Source organism: Streptomyces sp. NPDC003038 (assembly GCF_040611115.1).
Lineage (GTDB): Bacteria > Actinomycetota > Actinomycetes > Streptomycetales > Streptomycetaceae > Streptomyces.
Map to the genome: position 1 here is coordinate 1 of NZ_JBEXNN010000024.1, position 17,804 is coordinate 17,804.

The window sequence follows — 17,804 nt, forward strand, 5'->3', positions numbered from 1 at the left end:
CGCCGGCGCCAGCGCCCCACCCCCCAGACCGCGCCCCCCCCCCCACGACCGGGGGCGCCCCGCCCCATGCTGGTGCGAGCGGCCCCGGTTCTTCCGGTGCGAGCGGCAGGCGTCAGCGCGGGCGGCGGATCAGCGCGTCCACGGCTTCCACACCTGCTCGTTGCGCTCCACCCACCGCTTCGCCGCCTGCTCCGGAGGCAGCTTCTCCTCGGCGATCATCAGGGCCACCTCGTTCTGCTCCTCGACGCTCCAGTGGAACTTCTTCAGCAAGGCGGCCGCCTTGCCGCCCCGCTGCGCGAAGCGCGTGTTCAGATACTTCTGGAGCGGTGTGTGGGGATAGGCGCAGGCCACCTTCTCCGCGTCGGCGTCGCACCCCTCCCGGTACTCGGGAAGCGCCACCTCCGTCATCGGGACCCGCTCGAACAGCCACTGGGGCTTGTACCAGTAGGTCAGGAAGGGCTTGCGCTCCTTCGCGAACTGCTTGATCTGGGTGATCTGCGCAGCCTCGGAGCCCGCGAAGACCACCTCGAAGTCCAGGCCCAGGTTCTTCACCAGCGCCTTGTCGTTCGTGACGTACGAGGGGGAGCCGTCCAGCAGCTGGCCCTTGCCGCGGCTCTCGGCGGTACGCAGCTGGTCCGCGTACTTGTCGAGGTTCTTCCAGTCGGTGACGTCCGGATGCGCTTCGGCGAAGTACGTCGGCACGAACCAGCCGATGTGGCCGGTCACGCCCAGGTCGCCGCCCGGGGTGATGGTCTTCTTGTCCTGGACGTACCGCTTCTCCTGCTCCGGGTGGCCCCAGTCCTCCAGGATCGCGTCGACCCGGCCCTGGCTGAGCGCGTCCCACGCGGGGACCTCGTCCACCTGGACCGTGTCGACGCGATAGCCCAGCTCGTGTTCCAGCAGGTAGGCGGCGACGGCGGTGTTCGCCTGGGCGCCCACCCAGGACTGGACGGAGAGGGTGACGGTCTTCGCGCCCTGCGCGGCGGCGTACGGGGAGGACTGGCGGGTCATGTCGGCCGCGCCGCAGCCGCTGAGGGCGGCGAGGGAGGTCGCGGCGGCGAGCGCGGCGACGACGCGTCGGCCCCGGCCTCGCCCGTGGTGTCGTACCGGCATGTCAGGCCTCCTTCGCTGGCTGGGTGACGCGGTCGAGCATCAGGCCGAGGCACACGATCGCCGCGCCGGCCACCAGCCCCGTGGCCAGGTCGCCCTGGGCGAGGCCGAGGACGACGTCGTAGCCGAGAGCACCGCCGCCGACCAGACCGCCGATGATGACGACGGCGAGGACCAGCACCACCGCCTGGTTCACGGCGAGCAGCAACGCGGGGCGGGCGAGCGGAAGCTGGACCTGGCGCAGCTGCTGCGAGCCGGTGGCGCCGAGGGAGCGGGCCGACTCCAGGGCCGCCGGATTCACCCCGCGCAGGCCCTCGGTGGTGATGCGGACCACGGCGGGCAGCGCGTACACGACGGCGGCGGCCGCGGCCGGCCCGCGACCGACGCCGAACAGCGCGACCACCGGGATGAGATAGACGAACTGGGGCATGGTCTGGCACACGTCGAGCACCGGGCGCAGCAGATGCTGCGCGCGGGCGCTGCGGGCGGCGCCGACGGCGATCGCGAAACCCAGTACGAGGGTGACGGCGACGGCGGCCAGCACCTGCGAGAGCGTGTCGAGGGAGGGTTCCCACACGCCGAGGACACCGATGGCGGCCAGGGCGAGCACGGCGGTCAGCGCGGTACGCCAGGTGCCGGCGAGGAGACCGAGCGCGCCGACCACGATCAGGAGCAGCCACCAGGGCGTGGCCTGCAGCCCGGAGCGCAGAGGGTCGAGGACCCAGCCGGTGAAGCGGGCCGCCCAGTCGGCGGTGCCGCCGACGACGGGTACTCCGGAGTAGAGGTGGTCGGTCATCCAGGCGACCGCCCGGTTGACGGGCTCGGCGATCGGCACGGTCCAGGACTCGGGCCACAGGGAGGTGCCCGCGATCCGGCCCGCGACGGCGGCGGCGACGGCCGCGAGGACGGTGAGCACGCGCCCGTACCAGCCGGCGAACACCCGGCGCAGCACGGACCGTTCGGCCGAGGGGACCGGGGCGGCCCCCAGCCGGGTGCCTGCCGCGTCGGCGGTGCGGTCGAGGACCACCGCGAGCAGCACGATGGGGATGCCGGCGGCGAGCGCCGCACCGACGTCGACCGAGGCGAGGGCCTGGTAGACCCGGTCGCCGAGGCCGCCCGCGCCGATCACCGAGGCGATGACGGCCATGGACAGCGCCATCATGACGGCCTGGTTGACGCCGAGCAGGAGCTGCCGGCGGGCCAGCGGCAGCCGCGCGGTGAGGAGGCGCTGGCGTCCGGTCGCGCCGAGCGAGGCCGCGGCCTCCAGCACCCCCGGGTCGGCCTGGCGCAGGCCGAGCGCGGTGAGCCGGGCCATCGGCGGAGCCGCGTACACGACGGTGGCGAGGACGGCTGCTGGCACGCCGATGCCGAAGACCAGCACCATCGGCAGCAGATAGGCGAAGGCGGGCAGCACCTGCATGGTGTCGAGCACCGGGCGCAGCGCGCGGCCAGCCCGCGGCGACAGCCCGGCGGCCAGACCCAGCAGGGCGCCGAGCGCGACGGAGGCGGCGACGGCTACGACCATCAGTGCGAGGGTCTGCATCGTCGGTACCCACATGCCGAGCAGCCCGCACGCGGCGAACGCGGCGACGCAGGTCGCGGCGAGCCGCATGCCCGCCAGGCGCCAGGCGACCAGGCCGGCCAGGGCGGTGACGCCGATCCAGCCGGCGGCGAGCAGGACGAGGTACACCGCGCGGACGGACGTCACCACGACGTTGCTGACATGTCCGAAGAAGTAGAGGAAGAGAGGGTGGCCGTCGCGGTTCTCGATGATCCAGTCGCCGGCCCGGCCGAGCGGCCCGGACAGGTCGACGGTCAAGGATGCGGGCCAGGTGCCGGCGCCGGGGAAGACGACCGCGAGCGGGACGAGCAGCACGGCGGCGACGGCGAGGGGCAGGAGCCGGCGGCCGACGCGGTGGCGCAGCGGCAGGGCCTTCGGACGACGGAGGCCGGGCGAGCCGGCGGCGGCGGACCGCGGGCCCTGGGGCCGTTCACCCGCGCCTGGCCGCTCGGGCTGTTCGGGCCGGCCCCGCCGTTCGGGCTCGCGTACGGGTGTGGTGGTCGTCGTGGTCATCCGCACCACCTCCCGGTTCCGGGGACAGGGGCAGTGCGGAGGGCTCGGCGCGTCATGCCGCCACCCCCCGGCCGACCGCGGCCGGAAGGCCGGCCACGACGGCGAGCAGCCCCGCGTCGTCGACGACCCCGAGGCACCGGCCGTCGTCGACGATCCGCGCCGGGCCGCCGCTGCGGGCGACGGCCTCGATGGCTTCCACCACGGTGGCCCCGGGGGCGAGCGCCGGGCCCTGGTCGGCCTCGCCGGCCGCGGCGGGGCGCATCGCGCTGCGTACGGTGAGCACCTGCTCGCGCGGCACGTCACGGACGAAGTCCCGTACATACGCGTCGGCGGGCGAGCCCACGATCTCCTCAGGGGTGCCGAGCTGCACGATCCGGCCGTCGCGCATCAGCGCGATGCGGTCGCCGAGGCGCAGCGCCTCGGACAGGTCGTGGGTGATGAAGACCATCGTGCGGCCCTCGTCGTGGTGGAGTCGGGCCACCTCGTCCTGCATCTCGCGGCGGATCAGCGGGTCGAGTGCGCTGAAGGGCTCGTCGAACAGCAGCACTTCCGGGTCGGCCGCCAGGGCGCGGGCGAGGCCGACGCGCTGCTGCTGGCCGCCGGACAGCTGTCCTGGCCGACGGTCCTCCAGGCCTTCGAGGCCGACCTTGACGACCATCTCGGCCGCCCTGGCGCGCCGGTCGGTGCGGCTCATGCCCTGGATCTCCAGACCGTAGGCAACGTTGTCCAGAACGGTGCGGTGCGGCAGCAGTCCGAAGTGCTGGAAGACCATGGCGGCGCGGTGGCGGCGCAAGGCGCGAAGCCGGGCCGGATCCATGGCGAGCACGTCCTCGCCATCGATGGAGAGGGATCCGGCCGTGGGCTCGATGAGCCGGGTCAGGCAGCGGACCAGGGTGGACTTGCCCGAGCCGGACAGGCCCATGACGACGAAGACCTCGCCCTTGCGGACGTCGAAGGTGACGTCGCGGACGGCGGCGGTGCAGCCGGTCCGCTCGCGCAGTTCGGCGGCGGGCAACGCGGCGAGCTCGGAGCCCGGGACCCGGGCGGCCTTGCGCCGGGGGCCGAAGACCTTCCACAGGCCCTCGACGGAGAAGACAGGGGTGCCGACGGAGCCGGGGCTGCTGCCGGAGTCGGGGGTGTCGCGGGAGTCCACGGCGCCGGGGGAGCCGAGGCCGCCGCCAGGGCCGGGCATGCCGGAGACGGTGGGCGTGGCGTTCACCGGGCCTCGCCTCGCAGCAGCTCGGCGGCCTTCTCGCCGACCATGAGTACTCCGATCATCGGGTTGACCGCGGGCATCGTCGGGAAGACGGAGGCGTCGGCGATGCGCAGGCCGTCGAGACCGCGAACCTTCAAGTCCGGTGCCACAACGGCCCTTTCGTCGTCGCCGGCGCCCATCTTGCAGGTGCCGGCGGGGTGGTAGACGGTGTGCGCCACCGAACGGGCGTAGGTGCTCAGCGCCTCGTCGTCGGTGATCTCGGGGCCGGGACAGACCTCGCGCCGCAGCCATCCGGCCAGCGGCTCGGTGGCGGCGATCTCGCGGGCCAGCTTGATTCCGTCCACCAGGGTCCGGCCGTCGTAGTCGTCCTCGTCCGTGAAGTACCGGAAGTCGAGGGCGGGTTTGGCCTCCGGGTCGGCGCTGGTGAGGTAGAGGCGGCCGCGGCTGCGCGGCTTGGGGATGTTGGGGGTCATCGAGACGCCGTGGGCGGGGCGTTCGTAGCCGAGCCGCTCCGGGTTGTCCGTGAAGGGGATCTGGTAGAAGTGGAACATCAGGTCGGGCCCCGGGGAGTCGGGGTCGCGCCGGACGAACAGCCCCGCGTCGCTGTCCATCGCCGAGTTCTCGGGGATCGGGCCGTTGGTCTCCCAGACGATCACCGACTCGGGGTGGTCGAGGAGGTTCTCGCCGACCCCCGGCAGGTCGTGGACCACCGGGATGCCCAGGGCCTCCAAGTCCCGGCGAGGGCCTATGCCGGAGTGCAGCAGCAGCCGCGGGGTGTCGACCGCGCCCGCGCACAGCAGCACCTCGCGGCGGGCCCTGACCAGTGACCGCGTGCCGTCCTTGGCCCGGACGCGCACGCCGCGCGCCCGGGTGCCCTCCAGTTCCAGGCGGTACGCCCAGGTCTCCAGCAGCAGCTTCAGGTTCGGCCGCTCGTCCATGACCGGGTGGAGGTACGCCACCGAGGCCGACGAACGCTTGTTGTCCTCCGGGTGGTAGGCGAGGTCGAAGAACCCGGCGCCCTCGTGGAACGGCTTCCGGTTGAAGCCCTCGACGCGGGGCACGCCCAGCGCGCTCTGGGCCGCGTCCACGAAGTCGCGGGCGATGGCGTTGCGGTCGGCCTCGTCCACCGGCACGATGTTGTTGAGGAGCCGGTCGAAGTACGGGTCCATGGCCGCCGCGTGCCAGCCCTCGGCGCCCGCCTCCGACCACTCGTCCCAGTCGGACGGCAGCGGCTTGAAGGCGATGAGGGTGTTGTGCGAGGAGCAGCCGCCCAGTACGCGGGCCCGGCTGTGCCTGATGTGGGAATTGCCGCGCGGCTGCTCGGTGGTGGGGTAGTCGTAGTCGAGCTCCCCGCCGAGCAGGCCCATCCAGCGGCGCAGGGTGAGGACGTCGGGGCGGTCGACGTCGCTGGGCCCGCCCTCGATGACGGCGACGGTGACGTCCGGGTCCTCGGTGAGGCGGGAAGCGATCACGGAGCCGGCGGTGCCGCCGCCGACCACGACGTAGTCGTACTCCTGTGACTGCTCCGGCTCCCCGGCCTGCCCCCGGGCGGGGGCGGGGTCATGGTCGTCTGCGGTGTGCGTGGGGGTGTGATGGTGCGTGGGGGTGGTCATGTCTCTCCTGCCCCTCAGCCCGCGAACCAGCGCACGGGGCGCGGAGCGAGGTTCTGGTACACGTGCTTGGTCTCTCGGTACTCGGCCAGACCCGACGGGCCGAGCTCGCGCCCGATGCCGGACTTTCCGAAGCCGCCCCACTCCGCCTGCGGCAGGTAGGGGTGGAAGTCGTTGATCCATACGGTGCCGTGGCGCAGCCGCCCGGCTACCCGCCGGGCACGGCCCTGATCCGCCGTCCAGACGGCGCCGGCCAGCCCGTACTCGGTGTCGTTGGCGAGCGCGACGGCCTCGTCCTCGGTACGGAAGGTCTCGACGGTCAGGACCGGTCCGAAGACCTCTTCGCGCACGACCCGCATGCGGCGGTGGCAGCGGTCGAGCACGGTGGGGCGGTAGAAGTAGCCGGGGCCCGCGGGCCGTTCGCCGCCGGCCCGCAGCACGGCGCCCTCGGTGAGCGCGGAGGCGACGTACGACTCCGTCCGCGCGAGCTGGGCGGCCGAGACCAGCGGGCCGCACTCGACGCCGGGGTCGGTGCCGCGGCCGAGGCGGATCTTCTCGGCGCGCCGGGAGAGTTCGGCGACGAACCGCTCGCGCAGCGACTCCTCGATGATCAGCCGCGAACCGGCCGAGCACACCTGCCCGCTGTGCATGAAGGCGGCGTTGAGCGCCTGGTCGACGGTGGTGTCGAACCCTTCCTCGGTGGCGCAGGCGTCGGCGAACACCACGTTGGGGTTCTTGCCGCCGAGTTCGAGGGCGACCTTCTTCACCGTGTCGGCGGCCGCGCGCATGACCTTCGTACCGCTGGCGAGCCCACCGGTGAAGGAGACCAGGTCGACATCGGGGTGGGCGGCGAGGCGGGCGCCGACCGGATCGCCAGGACCGGTGACCAGATTGGCGACTCCGGCGGGTAGCCCCGCCTCCACCAGCAGCTCGACGAGGGCCACCGTGGTCAGCGGAGTGATCTCGCTCGGCTTGACGACGAAGGTGTTGCCCGCCGCCAGGGCCGGGGCGATCTTCCAGCTGGCCTGGAGCATCGGGTAGTTCCACGGGGTGATCAGGGCGCACACCCCGACCGGCTCATGGACGACGACGCTGTGGATGTCGGGGGATCCCGCGTCCACGACCCGGCCGGCGCCCTCACCGGTGACGAGGTCGGCGAAGTAGCGGAAGGCGTCGCTGACGCAGTCCACGTCCACGCGGCCCTCTTCGAGCGTCTTGCCCGCGTCCCGGCTCTCCAGGAGGCCGATGCGCTCGCGGTCACGCTGGAGCAGGTCCGCCGTGCGGCGCAGCAGTGCGGCCCGCTCGGCGACCGGGGTGCCCGGCCACTCCCCGCCGTCGAAGGCGGCGCGTGCGGCGCTGACGGCCGCGTCGGTGTCGGCGGTGCCGCCCTCGGCGACCACGGCGAGGACGGTGGCGTCCGCCGGATCCACGATCTCCCTGGTGGCTCCTGAGACCGCGGACCTCCACGTCCCGGCTGTGTGAATGGTTTGTCGCTCCGACATGACGCGCTGTACCTCCGGTTCCGCACCGCGGCGGACCCGCGGTGATCTGGCAAGGCCCGCTCATGCCCCGTCCCCCGGCACTCATGTCCCTTCCGTCACCCGAAGTGACCGGAGTCACGCGGGGCGACGGGCGGCGGCCGGTGGACGGGCCCCGCCCGGAGGTACCGGGCGGGGCCCGTCGGCGGGTCACGTCGATGAGCGCGGTGTGGAACGTCGGGGAGCGCGGTGTGGAACGTCGGTGAGCGCCCGGCCCGGTCCGTCAGTGGCCGAATGCGAACCAGTTGACGTTCACGTAGTCGGCGGGCTGGCCGCTGGTGAAGGTCAGGTAGACGTCGTGCGTGCCCGTGAGCGGGTCGATGTTGACCGGGATCGTCCGCCAGCTCTGCCAGCCGCCCGTGTCGGCGACGGAGAAGCTGCCGACCGGTGGGCCGGTCCGGCTGTCGAGCCGGACCTCGACCAGTCCGCTGACCCCGCTCGTGGCGCCGCCGGCGACGCGAGCGTAGAACTGCTTCGCGGCGCGGGGACCGAAGTCGACGCCCCTGTAGACGGCCCAGTCGCCGTTGCGGATCGCCGTCAGGTTCTGGCCGCCGCCCGTGTCCGTGGTGGTCTCCTTGGCCACCCCCGCCTGGTCGTCGTACGACTCGGCCTCGATCGCGGAGTACGCGTCACGGTTGCCGGCCGGCGGGGTGCTGGGAGGCGTCGTCGGCGGGGGAGTGGTCGGCGGACGAGTGGTGGGCGGACGAGTGGTGGGCGGGGCGGTGCCTCCGGTCGAGGTGAGTACGGACACGTAGTCGACCACCATGGGGTGGCCGGGCTGGGTGCCCGCGTCGGGTCCGCCGCCGAAGGCCGCCGGGAACTCACCGCCCATGGCGACGTTCAGGATGATGAAGTAACCGTGGTTCGTGGCATTGGCCCAGGTGGTGGCGTCCACCTGACTCGCCCGGACCGTGTGGTAGTTGAGCCCGTCGACGGAGAAGCGCATCTCCTCCACCTCGGTGGACCGGTCCCACTCCACGGCGTAGGTGTGGAAGCCGCCCTGGCAGCTGGTGCCCGGGCAGACGTGCTGACCGCCGATGCCGGACTTCTCGTTGCAGGGGCCGCCCGGGCTGGTGCCGCAGTGCATGGTGGACCAGACGTTGTTGATGCCCTGGACGTTCTCCAGGATGTCGAGCTCCCCGACAGCGGGCCAGTTCCACCAGTTGCCGCGGTACGGGGCTCCCAGCATCCAGAACGCGGGCCAGTAGCCCTTGGCCGCCGCACCCGTGACGTTCGGCATCTGGATGCGTGCCTCGGTGCGTAAGGTGCCGCCCGCAGGGGGCTGGAAGTCGGCCCGCTTGGTCTCGATGCGGCCGGAGGTCCAGTTGCCCGCGGCGTCCCGCCTCGGTGTGATGCGCAGGTTTCCCGCGCCGTCGAGCGAGACGTTGGCGGCGTCGGCGGTCATCGTCTCGATCTCGCCGGTGCCGAAGTTGGCGGGCCCGCCGGGGTAGCTCGTACCGGTGGTGTACTGCCAGTTCGCGGTGTTCACGCCGGATCCCGCCGCCCCGCTGAAGTCGTCCAGGAAGACCTGGGACCAGCCGGGCGGAACCGGGGGAGCCGCGGCGTTGGCGGGCAGGGTGACGGCCGCGGCGGCGGCCGCCACCACGGCCGCCGTGCCGAGCGCGGCCATGACGGCCCGCCGGGCGGTCTGACGTTTTGTGCCGGATGTCTCACGCATGGGTGCCCTCTCTGAGGCGCCGTGGAGCGGCGCGGTACGGGGGAAGAGCCAGTGAGTCTCACCGTCTTGAGAGCGCTCTCACGCAGCGCCGATCGACACTGTGCTCCCCACCCCCGCAGGCGTCAAGACATGGAGCCGGGAAAGGGCTGCGGGGCAGCGGGAGTTCACTCGTTGAAGGGCGGGGCGGTTCAGGTGCGGGGGTGCGGCTGCGCCGCTGCGGGTCACCCGGCCACGTGAGGGCGACCCGGGACCGCGCTGGTCACCGCGCGATGATCGGCGCCGGGCGATGATCGGCGCCGCACGCGGCTCACCCGTACGGCCCAACCTCCTGTGCTTCAACCCCGCGGGCCCAGGACCTCTTCCGCGCCGGGCAGGTCGTGGACGTCGGCCGCCGTCCCGGTCAGCGGCAACAGCCCTTCGAGCGGGCACAGTACGGGCGTCTCGTGATCGACCTCCCACTGCCCGGCCCTGTTCCGCCCGGCGTGGTCCCTGGTGCAGACCGCGTACAGGTGGCTGGAACAGCCCCGGCACACCAGGGGCCGGTGGCCGCTCACGGACGGCCCGGTGGCGGTGCGGGGGCGGAAGGGGCGCGGCAGGCCGAACCGCGCCCGCCGCCCCGCGCGGACGGAAGGCGCAGCGGCGGCCTCCCCGGAATGCCGGTTCCGCCGGGCGCTTGTAGCGTCGGTCGCGTCAGGAGTCCTGGTGACCCGACAAGGGTCCGCCGGCCGGTTCGCAGGCACGGGCCACGTCCCGTCAGCGCGCCGAGCCACCCGCGTGCAGCCCGCGTCATCGCCGCGTCGGTCCGACCCTCGCGCGATCGGGCGCATGCGGCGCAGCCCCCGTACGAGAGGCCGTGCCGATGTCGAACGATGTCCCCATAGCGAGCCTGCTGCGTGTCGAGAAGGGCGTGGCCGCCCCCGAGGAACTGGCGGCGATCGCGGTCGTGGTCGCCTGCTACGCGGGCCGGACCACCGGGAAGGCCGCCAAGGGCGCCGGTTCCGCACTCCACCGCCGACGACCCGGATGGCGTAACCCGGGCTGCTGGGCCGGTTGCTGGGCCTGCCGCTGAGTCGGCCGCTGGGCCCGCCGTTGAGCCCGCCGTTGAGCCGGCCGTTGAGCCGGCCGTTGAGCCGGCCGTTGAGCCGGCCGTTGAGCCGGCCGTTGAGCCGGCCGCTGAGCCGGCCGCTGAGTCGCCCGCTGAGTCGCCCGCTGAGTCGGCCGGTGACGCTGCGGCCGAGTCCGCCCGGCCTGCCGCTGAGTCCCTTCCGCCGGCCGCACGCACGGCCGGCGGAAGGGGTCGTGAAGCGGTCACGCCCGGCGCAGCACCGTCGAGAGGACGTCGAGGAGCACTGCCTCGGGATCGGCCACCGCGTCCTCGGACCGCCACGCCACGAATCCGTCCGGCCGTACGAGCACCGCGCCCCCGGCCGTCATCGCGTGGACCTCGGTCCAGTCGGCGTCGCCCTCCGGAATCAGGTCGGCGTCCTGGGCGCGGCCGATGGTGTAGGCGTCCAGTCGCGCCGACAGCCGCCGCGCCACCTGCCGCGCCGCCTCCTGCCACGGTGTCCCGTGGCCGCTGAGCAGTACGAACGACCGCTCGTAGAGGTCAAGCGTGGAGATCCGCGCACCGGCCCTGGTCACCCACATGTGCGGCGCCCGGGTACCGGTGTCGCCCTTCAGGCGCAGCGCCTCCGGGATGACGGGCCGCCCGGGCTCGCCGCCGAGGACCGCGCCGCGCGGGTAGCAGTAGCCCATCGCCGTGGTGAGGACCCCGCTGCCCGGGCCGCCGCCCATGGTGGGGGGCGGCACGTAGCCGGGGTGGCTGTGTTCGGCCGAACGGGCGGAAGCGCGCTCGCTCGTGGCCCGGGCCACCGGCAGCCGCTCGGCCTCGTAGGTGTCGAGCAGCTCGACTCCGGCGGAGCCGTCCAGCACGGCCGCGATCTTCCAGGCCAGGTTGTGCGCGTCCTGGATGCCGGTGTTGGAGCCGAACGCGCCGGTGGGGGCCATCTCATGGGCCGCGTCACCCACCAGGAAGACCCTGCCGACCGAGTACTGCTCGGCGACCCGCTCCGCCGCGTGCCAGGGCGCCGTGCCGCCGATCTCGACGTCCAGGTCGGGTACGCCGATCGCCTCGCGGATCTGCGCCGCGCAGCGCTCGTCGGTGAAGTCCTCCAGGGTCTCGCCCGTCTCCGGGTGCCAGGGGGCGTGGAAGACCCACTGCGTTTCGTTGTCGACGGGAAGCAGCGCCCCGTCGGCGCCCGGGCGCATCAGGTAGCAGACGATGAAGCGCAGGTCGCCCAGGAGCTCGGTGAGCCGCTCGGAGCGGAAGGTGATGCTCACGTTGTGGAACAGTTCGCCGTTGCCGGTCTGGGGAATGCGCAACGCCTCCCGGACGGGGCTGCGCGGGCCGTCGGCGGCGATCAGGAAGTCCGCGCGGACGGTGAGGTGCTCACCGGTGTCGCGGTTCTTCACCAGGGCGCTCACGCCCGTGGCGTCCTGGTCGAAACTCATCAGTTCGGTGGAGAAGCGGACGTCGGCGCCCTGCGCGCCGCTCTGCGCGGCCAGCACCGGCTCGATGTTGTTCTGGCTGCACAGGCACCAGCCGGTCGGGCTGAGCCGGGCGATCGCCCCGGACGGGTCGACCGCCTTGACGAGCCAGTTGTGCTCGCCTCCGATGAGCGACTCCGTCTGAAGAATGCCCTGATTGGCCTCAAGCGCGGAGGCTTCCTTCCGGATGGCGGGCTCGGCGCCCGCCGTCCGGAAGAGTTCCATGGTCCGGGCGTTGATTCCCCGTCCGCGAGGGTGGACGGAGGTACCGGCGTGCTTCTCGACCAGCAGGTGCCTGATGCCGTGACGGCTCAGGAACAACGAGGTGGACAGGCCCACGAGGGAGCCGCCCACGACGAGAACCGGTACGCGAACATCGGCTTTGTCTTCCATCAGCTGCGGGCTCCTGTTTCCTGTGGGGGGCAGTGCACTCTCTATGCCCCCGATCGACGACGAGGCCCGGGCGAGTCGCCCGTTGTCACCCGCTTGATCCTGACATGTAGCGGTACGTCCCCGTCCGGATGACGATGAGCGACAGCGGCTCCCCCTGAGATGCGCCGGCCTGCCGTTCCCGACCGAGGCGGCCGCCGGGCCCGGGCGGACGCCACCGATGACGGACGAGGGGTGCCGTGAGCGACGGAGCTCGCGACGGATCTCCACCCCCTCACGAAGGAGTGAGCAGATGACAACCACCCTGTCCGAACGGGTGTCGCAGTCGGCCTTCGACGGCTCCATGCTCCGGGTCGTGCTGCTGATGGACCTCCACGAGGGGACCCAGCAGCGGTTCTTCGAGGCATACGAACAACTCCGCCACGACATCGCGTCGGTCCCGGGCCACATCAGCGACCAGCTGTGCCAGTCCTTCGAGAACCCCTCGCAGTGGCTCATCACCAGCGAGTGGGAGAGCGCCCCGCAGTACCTCGCCTGGGTCAACAGCGAACACCACGCCGAACAGGTGAAGCCGCTGGGTGCCTGCGCCCGCACCATGCGCCCCCTCAAGTTCACGGTGCTGCGGGAGACCGGCCGGGGTTACGACCACGCGGCCCGCCCGTCTATGGCGCGGCTCCAGCCCTCGCCCCGCCTGGGCGCGGGCATCGTCCGCCACGCCCTGACCTTCACGGTCAAACCGGGCAGCGAGAAGGAGGTCGCGTCCATCCTCTCCAGCTACGCCTCCCCGGCGGCCAGAGTCGACGACCACACGCGGCTCTGCCGTACGTCGCTCTTCATGCACGGCAACCGGGTCGTACGGACGGTGGAGGTCCAGGGCGACCTGATGGCGGCGCTGCGCCACGTCTCCGAGCAGCCCGAAGTACGGGCCGTGGAAGAGGCCATCAACCCGTACCTGGAGCAGGACCGGAACCTGAACGACCCCGAGTCCGCCCGGATGTTCTTCATGCGCGCCGCACTCCCGGCCGTCCACCACATCGCCGCGCCGGAACCGGAATCCGACGATGTGAAGCGGCACGCGCTGTTCTACCCGGCCAGGCCCGGCTGCGGCCCCGCGCTCGCCAAGTTCCTGGCACGGCAGGACGAGGCCGCCGCGCACCGCCCGGCGAGCATCGTGCGCAGCAGCAGCATCTTCCAGCGCGACGACATCGTCGTCCGCCTCATCGACGTCCGCGGCCCGCTCGACGCGGAGCCCGCGGCGGCCTTCGGGGTCGAAGGACCGCGCAAGGCGGCGGTGCTGGAGCGGCTGATGGCCGGAGCCGGCCGACCGGCCCGCGTCGCGGACCACGCCATGAAGCTGATCACCGACCGTCGGGCACCGGCACCGTCCTGAGCTCGCACCGTCCCGAGCTCGCACCGTCGCGAGCTCGCGCTGAGCCGGCGCAGTGCTCGCACCGCGCGGCCCTGATCCGCTCCGGCACCACCCCAGCCACCCCAGCCACCCCCCAGCCACTCCACCAGCCCCGTCCAGGCTCCCCACACGCCAGGAGGAAACCCGCCATGACCCAACATCGCCCACGCATCGTGGACCTCAGCGAGACCCAGCCCAACCGCAGGCGCGGAGGCGATCTGAGGGCCGTGCTCACCCCGACCTCGGTGGGCTCCACCAGCGGTTTCATGGGTCTGGCCGTCATGGCCCCCGGTGAGTCCATCGCCGAGCACTACCACCCGTACTCCGAGGAGTTCGTGTACGTGGTCAGCGGGCGGCTGGAGGTCGACCTCGACGGCGAGGCCCACCCGCTGCGCACCGACCAGGGACTGCTGGTCCCCCTCAACGTGCGCCACCGGTTCCGCAACGTCGGGGACACCGAGGCCCGCATGGTCTTCCACCTCGGCCCGCTCGCCCCGCGGCCGGAGCTCGGCCACGTCGACACCGAAGAGGCCCCGCACCCGGAGAGCACGGGATGGGACCGGCCGCCGGACCGCACGGGGGTGGTCTCGTGACCCGCCGGCGAGTGGCGGTCACCGGAGTCGGCGTCGTCGCGCCCGGTGGGATCGGAGTCCGCGCCTTCTGGGACCTGCTGGCGAACGGCCGTACGGCGACACGCGGGATCACCCTCTTCGACCCGACGGGTTTCCGCTCCCGGATAGCCGCGGAGGTCGACTTCGACCCCGCCGCGCACGGCCTCGGCCCGGACGACACAGCCCGGGCGGACCGGTACATCCAGTTCGCCCTGGTCGCAGCCCGGGAGGCCGTACGCGACGCCGGTCTCGACCTCTCCACGGACGAGGCGTGGCGGACCGGTGTCTCCCTCGGCACGGCCGTGGGCGGTACCACCCGCCTGGAGCACGACTACGTCGCCGTGAGCCAGTCCGGCGCCTGGTGGGACGTCGACCACCGGCTCGCCGGACCGTATCTGCACCGGGCGTTCACGCCCGCCACCCTCGCCTCCGCCGTGGCGGAGCAGACGGGTGCGCGCGGCCCGGTGCAGACCGTCTCCACCGGCTGCACCTCGGGACTCGACGCCATCGGGTACGCCGCCCATTCCATCGAGGAGGGCCGGATGGACATCTGCATCGCCGGCGCCTCGGATTCACCCGTGTCGCCCATCACCGTGGCCTGCTTCGACGCCATCAAGGCGACCTCGCCGAACAACGACGACCCGGCCCACGCATCGAGGCCGTTCGACGCCGACCGGGACGGGTTCGTCCTCGGCGAGGGCGGCGCCGTCCTCGTACTCGAAGAGCTGGAACACGCCCGCGCCCGCGGTGCGACCGTCTACTGCGAGATCGGCGGCTACGCCACCTTCGGCAACGCCCACCACATGACCGGGCTGACCGCCGAGGGCCTGGAGATGGCCCGGGCCATCGAAACCGCTCTCGCCCAGGCCCGGGTCGGCGCGGACGAGATCGACTACGTCAACGCGCACGGCTCCGGGACCAAGCAGAACGACCGCCATGAGACCGCGGCGGTCAAGCGGGTCCTGGGCGAGCACGCCTACAAGACGCCGATGACCTCCATCAAGTCGATGGTGGGGCACTCCCTCGGCGCCATCGGCGCCATCGAGCTGGCGGCCTGCGTGCTCGCGATGACCCATCAGGTCGTGCCGCCGACGGCGAACTACGAGACCCCCGACCCCGAGTGCGACCTGGACTACGTCCCGCGCACCGCCCGCAGCCGCAAGCTGCGCCACGTGCTCTCGGTCGGCAGCGGCTTCGGCGGATTCCAGTCCGCCGTCGTCATGACCCGGCCGAAGGAGGAGGTCACATGACCAGCCGTACGGTCATCACGGGCATCGGGGTCGTCGCGCCCAACGGCATCGGCGCCGACGCCTTCTGGAAGGCGACCCAGTCCGGCCTCAGCGTCCTGGACCGCGTCACCCGCCCGGGCTGCGAGCATCTGCCGCTGCGCGTCGCGGGCGAGGTACGGGGCTTCGACCCGGGCACGATGGTCGAGGACCGCTTCCTCGTCCAGACGGACCGCTTCAGCCACCACGCCCTCGCCGCGGCCGACCTCGCCCTGCAAGACGCCCGGCTCGGCCGGGCCGACTACGAGGGCGACCCCTTCTCCGTGGGGGTCGTCACCGCGGCCGGATCCGGCGGCGGCGAATTCGGACAGCGCGAGCTGCAACGGCTGTGGGAACAAGGCCCCCGCTACGTCGGCCCCTACCAGTCCATCGCCTGGTTCTACGCCGCGAGCACCGGCCAGATCTCCATCCGCCGCGGGCTGAAGGGCCCGTGTGCCGTCGTCGCCAGCGACGAGGCCGGTGGCCTCGACGCCTTCGCGCACGCCGCCCGGGCGATCCGCCAGGGCAGCCGGGCGATGCTGGTCGGGGCGACGGAGGCGCCCCTCGCGCCGTACTCAGTCGTCTGCCAGCTCGGGTACGAGGGGCTGAGCACCGGGGACGACCCCGAGCGCGCCTACCGGCCCTTCACCGACAAGGCCTGCGGGTTCGTCCCCGCGGAGGGCGGCGCGATGTTCCTCGTCGAGGACGAGACCGAGGCCCACCGCCGTGGCGCCACGGTACGCGCCGTACTCGCCGGCCACACCGCCACCTTCACCGGCACCATACGGCGGGACGAGTCCGGGGAAGGGCTGGCCCACGCGATCCGCGGTGCGCTCCGGGAAGCCGGGTGCGCCCCCGAGGAGATCGACGTGGTCTTCGCCGATGCCCTCGGCACCCCGGAGTCCGACGCGGCCGAGGCGCGTGCCATCGCCGACGCCCTCGGCGGACACGGGCGGAAGGTACCGGTGACGGCGCCCAAGACCGGCACCGGCAGGGCGTACTGCGCGGCGCCCGCCCTCGACACCGCGGCGGCGGTCCTGGCACTGGAGCACGGCACCGTCCCGCCGACTCCGAACGTCTTCGACGTGTGCCATGACCTCGACGTGGTGACCGGCAGCGCCCGCTCCGCGGAGCTGCGCACCGCGCTCGTACTGAGCCGCGGCCGGATGGGCTCGAACTCCGCGCTCGTCCTGCGCAAAGGCCCCCCGGTGCCCCTGTAGCAGTCCCCTCGTAGGAAGAGAGAAGCCACCATGTCGGACCGACTGACCATGGAGGAGCTGGCCGCCCTGATGAAGAGCGCCGGCATCACCGTCGACCCCGCCGAGATGGCGAACCGTCCGGAATCCGCCTTCGACGACTACGGCCTCGATTCGCTGGGCCTGCTCGGCATCGTCGGGGAGCTGGAGAACCGGCGCGGCCGGGCACTGCCGGCCGACGCCGACCGCTGCAAGACCCCCCGAGAGTTCCTCGACCTCGTCAACAACAGCCTCATGACAGGAGCCTGAGATGCCAGGACACACCGAGAACGAGATCACCGTCAACGCGCCCGTGGACGTCGTGTGGGACATGACCAACGACCTTCCGAACTGGCCACAGCTGTTCAGTGAGTACGCGTCGGTGGAGATCCTCGCGCAGGAGGGGGACACCACCCGGTTCCGCCTGACCATGCACCCCGACGAGAACGGCACGGTGTGGAGCTGGGTCTCGGAGCGGACCACCGACCGCCCGGCCCTGACGGTACGGGCGCGGCGGGTCGAGACCGGCCCCTTCGCGCACATGGACATCCACTGGCAGTACTTCGAAGTTCCCGGCGGCACCCGGATGAAGTGGACGCAGGACTTCGCGATGAAGCCGGACGCGCCGGTCGACGACGCGTGGATGACCGACAACATCAACCGCAACTCCAAGGTCCAGATGGCCCTCATCCGGGACAAGATCGAGCAGCGCGAGCGCGAGAACCGCGCCCCCGCGGTCAGCCGTATCTGACACGAAAGGCAAGCACCCCGGAGGCACCACATGCACCGCGCTCTGATCGTCGCCCGTATGGCGCCCGGATCGGCACCGAACGTCGCCGACCTCTTCGCCGCCTCGGATGCGGGGGAGCTCCCGCACCTGGTCGGGGTCACCCGCCGCAGCCTGTTCCAGTTCGGCGACGTGTACCTCCACCTCATCGATTCCGACAGGCCACCGGGACCCGCCATCGCGCAGGTCACCGACCACCCGGCCTTCCGGGACCTCAGCGACCGGCTCACCGCGTACATCAGCCCGCACGACCCGGACACCTGGCGCAGTCCGCAGGACGCGATGGCCCACGAGTTCTACCGCTGGGAGAGGCCCGGCAAGGGGTGACCCGAGCG

The 17,804-nt window shown here is 72.5% G+C and carries 16 protein-coding genes; 8 read left to right on the forward strand and 8 right to left on the reverse strand.

Features of this window, described 5'->3' with window-relative positions; translation table 11 throughout:
* Positions 1–129 precede the first annotated feature (129 nt).
* The 7 genes from ABZX75_RS25285 to ABZX75_RS25315 all read right to left on the reverse strand — a co-directional run bounded on the left by ABZX75_RS25285 (position 130) and on the right by ABZX75_RS25315 (position 9,780).
* Positions 130–1,113 (reverse strand): ABC transporter substrate-binding protein, encoded by a 984-nt coding sequence (locus ABZX75_RS25285; protein WP_355414279.1) that lies wholly within the window; start codon positions 1,111–1,113, stop codon positions 130–132.
* Between the two features lies 1 nt (position 1,114).
* Positions 1,115–3,184 carry an ABC transporter permease subunit gene (locus tag ABZX75_RS25290; protein WP_355414281.1) on the reverse strand — a complete coding sequence of 690 codons (2,070 nt, stop codon included), beginning with the start codon at positions 3,182–3,184 and terminating at the stop codon, positions 1,115–1,117.
* 52 nt (positions 3,185–3,236) lie between these two features.
* Positions 3,237–4,403: a glycine betaine/L-proline ABC transporter ATP-binding protein gene (locus tag ABZX75_RS25295; protein ID WP_355414283.1), complete on the reverse strand. Its 1,167-nt coding sequence runs from the start codon at positions 4,401–4,403 to the stop codon at positions 3,237–3,239.
* The gene (locus tag ABZX75_RS25300) at positions 4,400–6,013 is read right to left on the reverse strand and encodes a GMC oxidoreductase (RefSeq protein WP_355414285.1); all 1,614 of its coding nucleotides are present in this window, start codon (positions 6,011–6,013) and stop codon (positions 4,400–4,402) included. The genes ABZX75_RS25295 and ABZX75_RS25300 overlap by 4 nt, the downstream gene beginning before the upstream one ends.
* A gap of 14 nt (positions 6,014–6,027) precedes the next feature.
* Positions 6,028–7,512, reverse strand: coding sequence for an aldehyde dehydrogenase family protein (locus ABZX75_RS25305; protein ID WP_355414287.1), 1,485 nt, complete (start codon positions 7,510–7,512; stop codon positions 6,028–6,030).
* Positions 7,513–7,771: 259 nt separating this feature from the next.
* Positions 7,772–9,226 carry a glycoside hydrolase family 16 protein gene (locus ABZX75_RS25310; RefSeq protein ID WP_355414289.1) on the reverse strand — a complete coding sequence of 485 codons (1,455 nt, stop codon included), beginning with the start codon at positions 9,224–9,226 and terminating at the stop codon, positions 7,772–7,774.
* Positions 9,227–9,561: 335 nt separating this feature from the next.
* On the reverse strand, positions 9,562–9,780 hold the full coding sequence (locus tag ABZX75_RS25315) for a hypothetical protein (protein WP_355414291.1): 219 nt from the start codon (positions 9,778–9,780) through the stop codon (positions 9,562–9,564).
* A gap of 305 nt (positions 9,781–10,085) precedes the next feature.
* On the opposite strand from ABZX75_RS25315, the gene ABZX75_RS25320 reads away from it, so the two are divergent.
* Positions 10,086–10,295, forward strand: a complete 210-nt coding sequence (locus ABZX75_RS25320) for an acyl-CoA carboxylase subunit epsilon (RefSeq protein WP_355414293.1) — start codon at positions 10,086–10,088, stop codon at positions 10,293–10,295.
* A 239-nt stretch (positions 10,296–10,534) separates the two neighbouring features.
* On the opposite strand, the gene ABZX75_RS25325 is transcribed toward ABZX75_RS25320, so the two are convergent.
* Entirely contained in the window at positions 10,535–12,166 is a 1,632-nt protein-coding gene (locus ABZX75_RS25325) for an FAD-dependent monooxygenase (protein WP_355414295.1), read from the reverse strand.
* Positions 12,167–12,455: 289 nt separating this feature from the next.
* Here ABZX75_RS25325 and ABZX75_RS25330 point away from each other — a divergent pair, with 289 nt between their 5' ends.
* The 7 genes from ABZX75_RS25330 (at position 12,456) to ABZX75_RS25360 (ending at position 17,796) form a co-directional block, all read left to right on the forward strand.
* Positions 12,456–13,553, forward strand: a complete 1,098-nt coding sequence (locus ABZX75_RS25330) for a SchA/CurD-like domain-containing protein (RefSeq protein WP_355414297.1) — start codon at positions 12,456–12,458, stop codon at positions 13,551–13,553.
* 167 nt (positions 13,554–13,720) lie between these two features.
* Entirely contained in the window at positions 13,721–14,164 is a 444-nt protein-coding gene (locus tag ABZX75_RS25335) for a cupin domain-containing protein (RefSeq protein ID WP_355414299.1), read from the forward strand.
* Positions 14,161–15,432 carry a beta-ketoacyl-[acyl-carrier-protein] synthase family protein gene (locus tag ABZX75_RS25340; protein WP_355414301.1) on the forward strand — a complete coding sequence of 424 codons (1,272 nt, stop codon included), beginning with the start codon at positions 14,161–14,163 and terminating at the stop codon, positions 15,430–15,432. Before ABZX75_RS25335 ends, ABZX75_RS25340 begins: the two co-directional genes overlap by 4 nt.
* Positions 15,429–16,667 (forward strand): beta-ketoacyl synthase N-terminal-like domain-containing protein, encoded by a 1,239-nt coding sequence (locus ABZX75_RS25345; protein WP_355414303.1) that lies wholly within the window; start codon positions 15,429–15,431, stop codon positions 16,665–16,667. The genes ABZX75_RS25340 and ABZX75_RS25345 overlap by 4 nt, the downstream gene beginning before the upstream one ends.
* A gap of 30 nt (positions 16,668–16,697) precedes the next feature.
* Entirely contained in the window at positions 16,698–16,952 is a 255-nt protein-coding gene (locus tag ABZX75_RS25350) for an acyl carrier protein (protein WP_355414305.1), read from the forward strand.
* Position 16,953: 1 nt separating this feature from the next.
* Complete coding sequence (locus ABZX75_RS25355) at positions 16,954–17,433, forward strand: SRPBCC family protein (protein ID WP_355414307.1); 480 nt, start codon at positions 16,954–16,956, stop codon at positions 17,431–17,433.
* 30 nt (positions 17,434–17,463) lie between these two features.
* Positions 17,464–17,796 (forward strand): TcmI family type II polyketide cyclase, encoded by a 333-nt coding sequence (locus ABZX75_RS25360; protein ID WP_355414309.1) that lies wholly within the window; start codon positions 17,464–17,466, stop codon positions 17,794–17,796.
* Positions 17,797–17,804: the final 8 nt, after the last annotated feature.

Bases quoted from the DNA above. Each gene is read 5' to 3' on its own strand.
- ABZX75_RS25355 (WP_355414307.1), top strand. From the start codon at position 16,954: ATGCCAGGACACACCGAGAACGAGATCACCGTCAACGCGCCCGTGGAC.
- ABZX75_RS25310 (WP_355414289.1), bottom strand. From the start codon at position 9,226: ATGCGTGAGACATCCGGCACAAAACGTCAGACCGCCCGGCGGGCCGTC.
- ABZX75_RS25330 (WP_355414297.1), top strand. From the start codon at position 12,456: ATGACAACCACCCTGTCCGAACGGGTGTCGCAGTCGGCCTTCGACGGC.
- ABZX75_RS25285 (WP_355414279.1), bottom strand. From the start codon at position 1,113: ATGCCGGTACGACACCACGGGCGAGGCCGGGGCCGACGCGTCGTCGCC.
- ABZX75_RS25345 (WP_355414303.1), top strand. From the start codon at position 15,429: ATGACCAGCCGTACGGTCATCACGGGCATCGGGGTCGTCGCGCCCAAC.
- ABZX75_RS25305 (WP_355414287.1), bottom strand. From the start codon at position 7,512: ATGTCGGAGCGACAAACCATTCACACAGCCGGGACGTGGAGGTCCGCG.
- ABZX75_RS25290 (WP_355414281.1), bottom strand. From the start codon at position 3,184: ATGACCACGACGACCACCACACCCGTACGCGAGCCCGAACGGCGGGGC.
- ABZX75_RS25360 (WP_355414309.1), top strand. From the start codon at position 17,464: ATGCACCGCGCTCTGATCGTCGCCCGTATGGCGCCCGGATCGGCACCG.
- ABZX75_RS25325 (WP_355414295.1), bottom strand. From the start codon at position 12,166: ATGGAAGACAAAGCCGATGTTCGCGTACCGGTTCTCGTCGTGGGCGGC.
- ABZX75_RS25335 (WP_355414299.1), top strand. From the start codon at position 13,721: ATGACCCAACATCGCCCACGCATCGTGGACCTCAGCGAGACCCAGCCC.
- ABZX75_RS25350 (WP_355414305.1), top strand. From the start codon at position 16,698: ATGTCGGACCGACTGACCATGGAGGAGCTGGCCGCCCTGATGAAGAGC.
- ABZX75_RS25320 (WP_355414293.1), top strand. From the start codon at position 10,086: ATGTCGAACGATGTCCCCATAGCGAGCCTGCTGCGTGTCGAGAAGGGC.
- ABZX75_RS25300 (WP_355414285.1), bottom strand. From the start codon at position 6,013: ATGACCACCCCCACGCACCATCACACCCCCACGCACACCGCAGACGAC.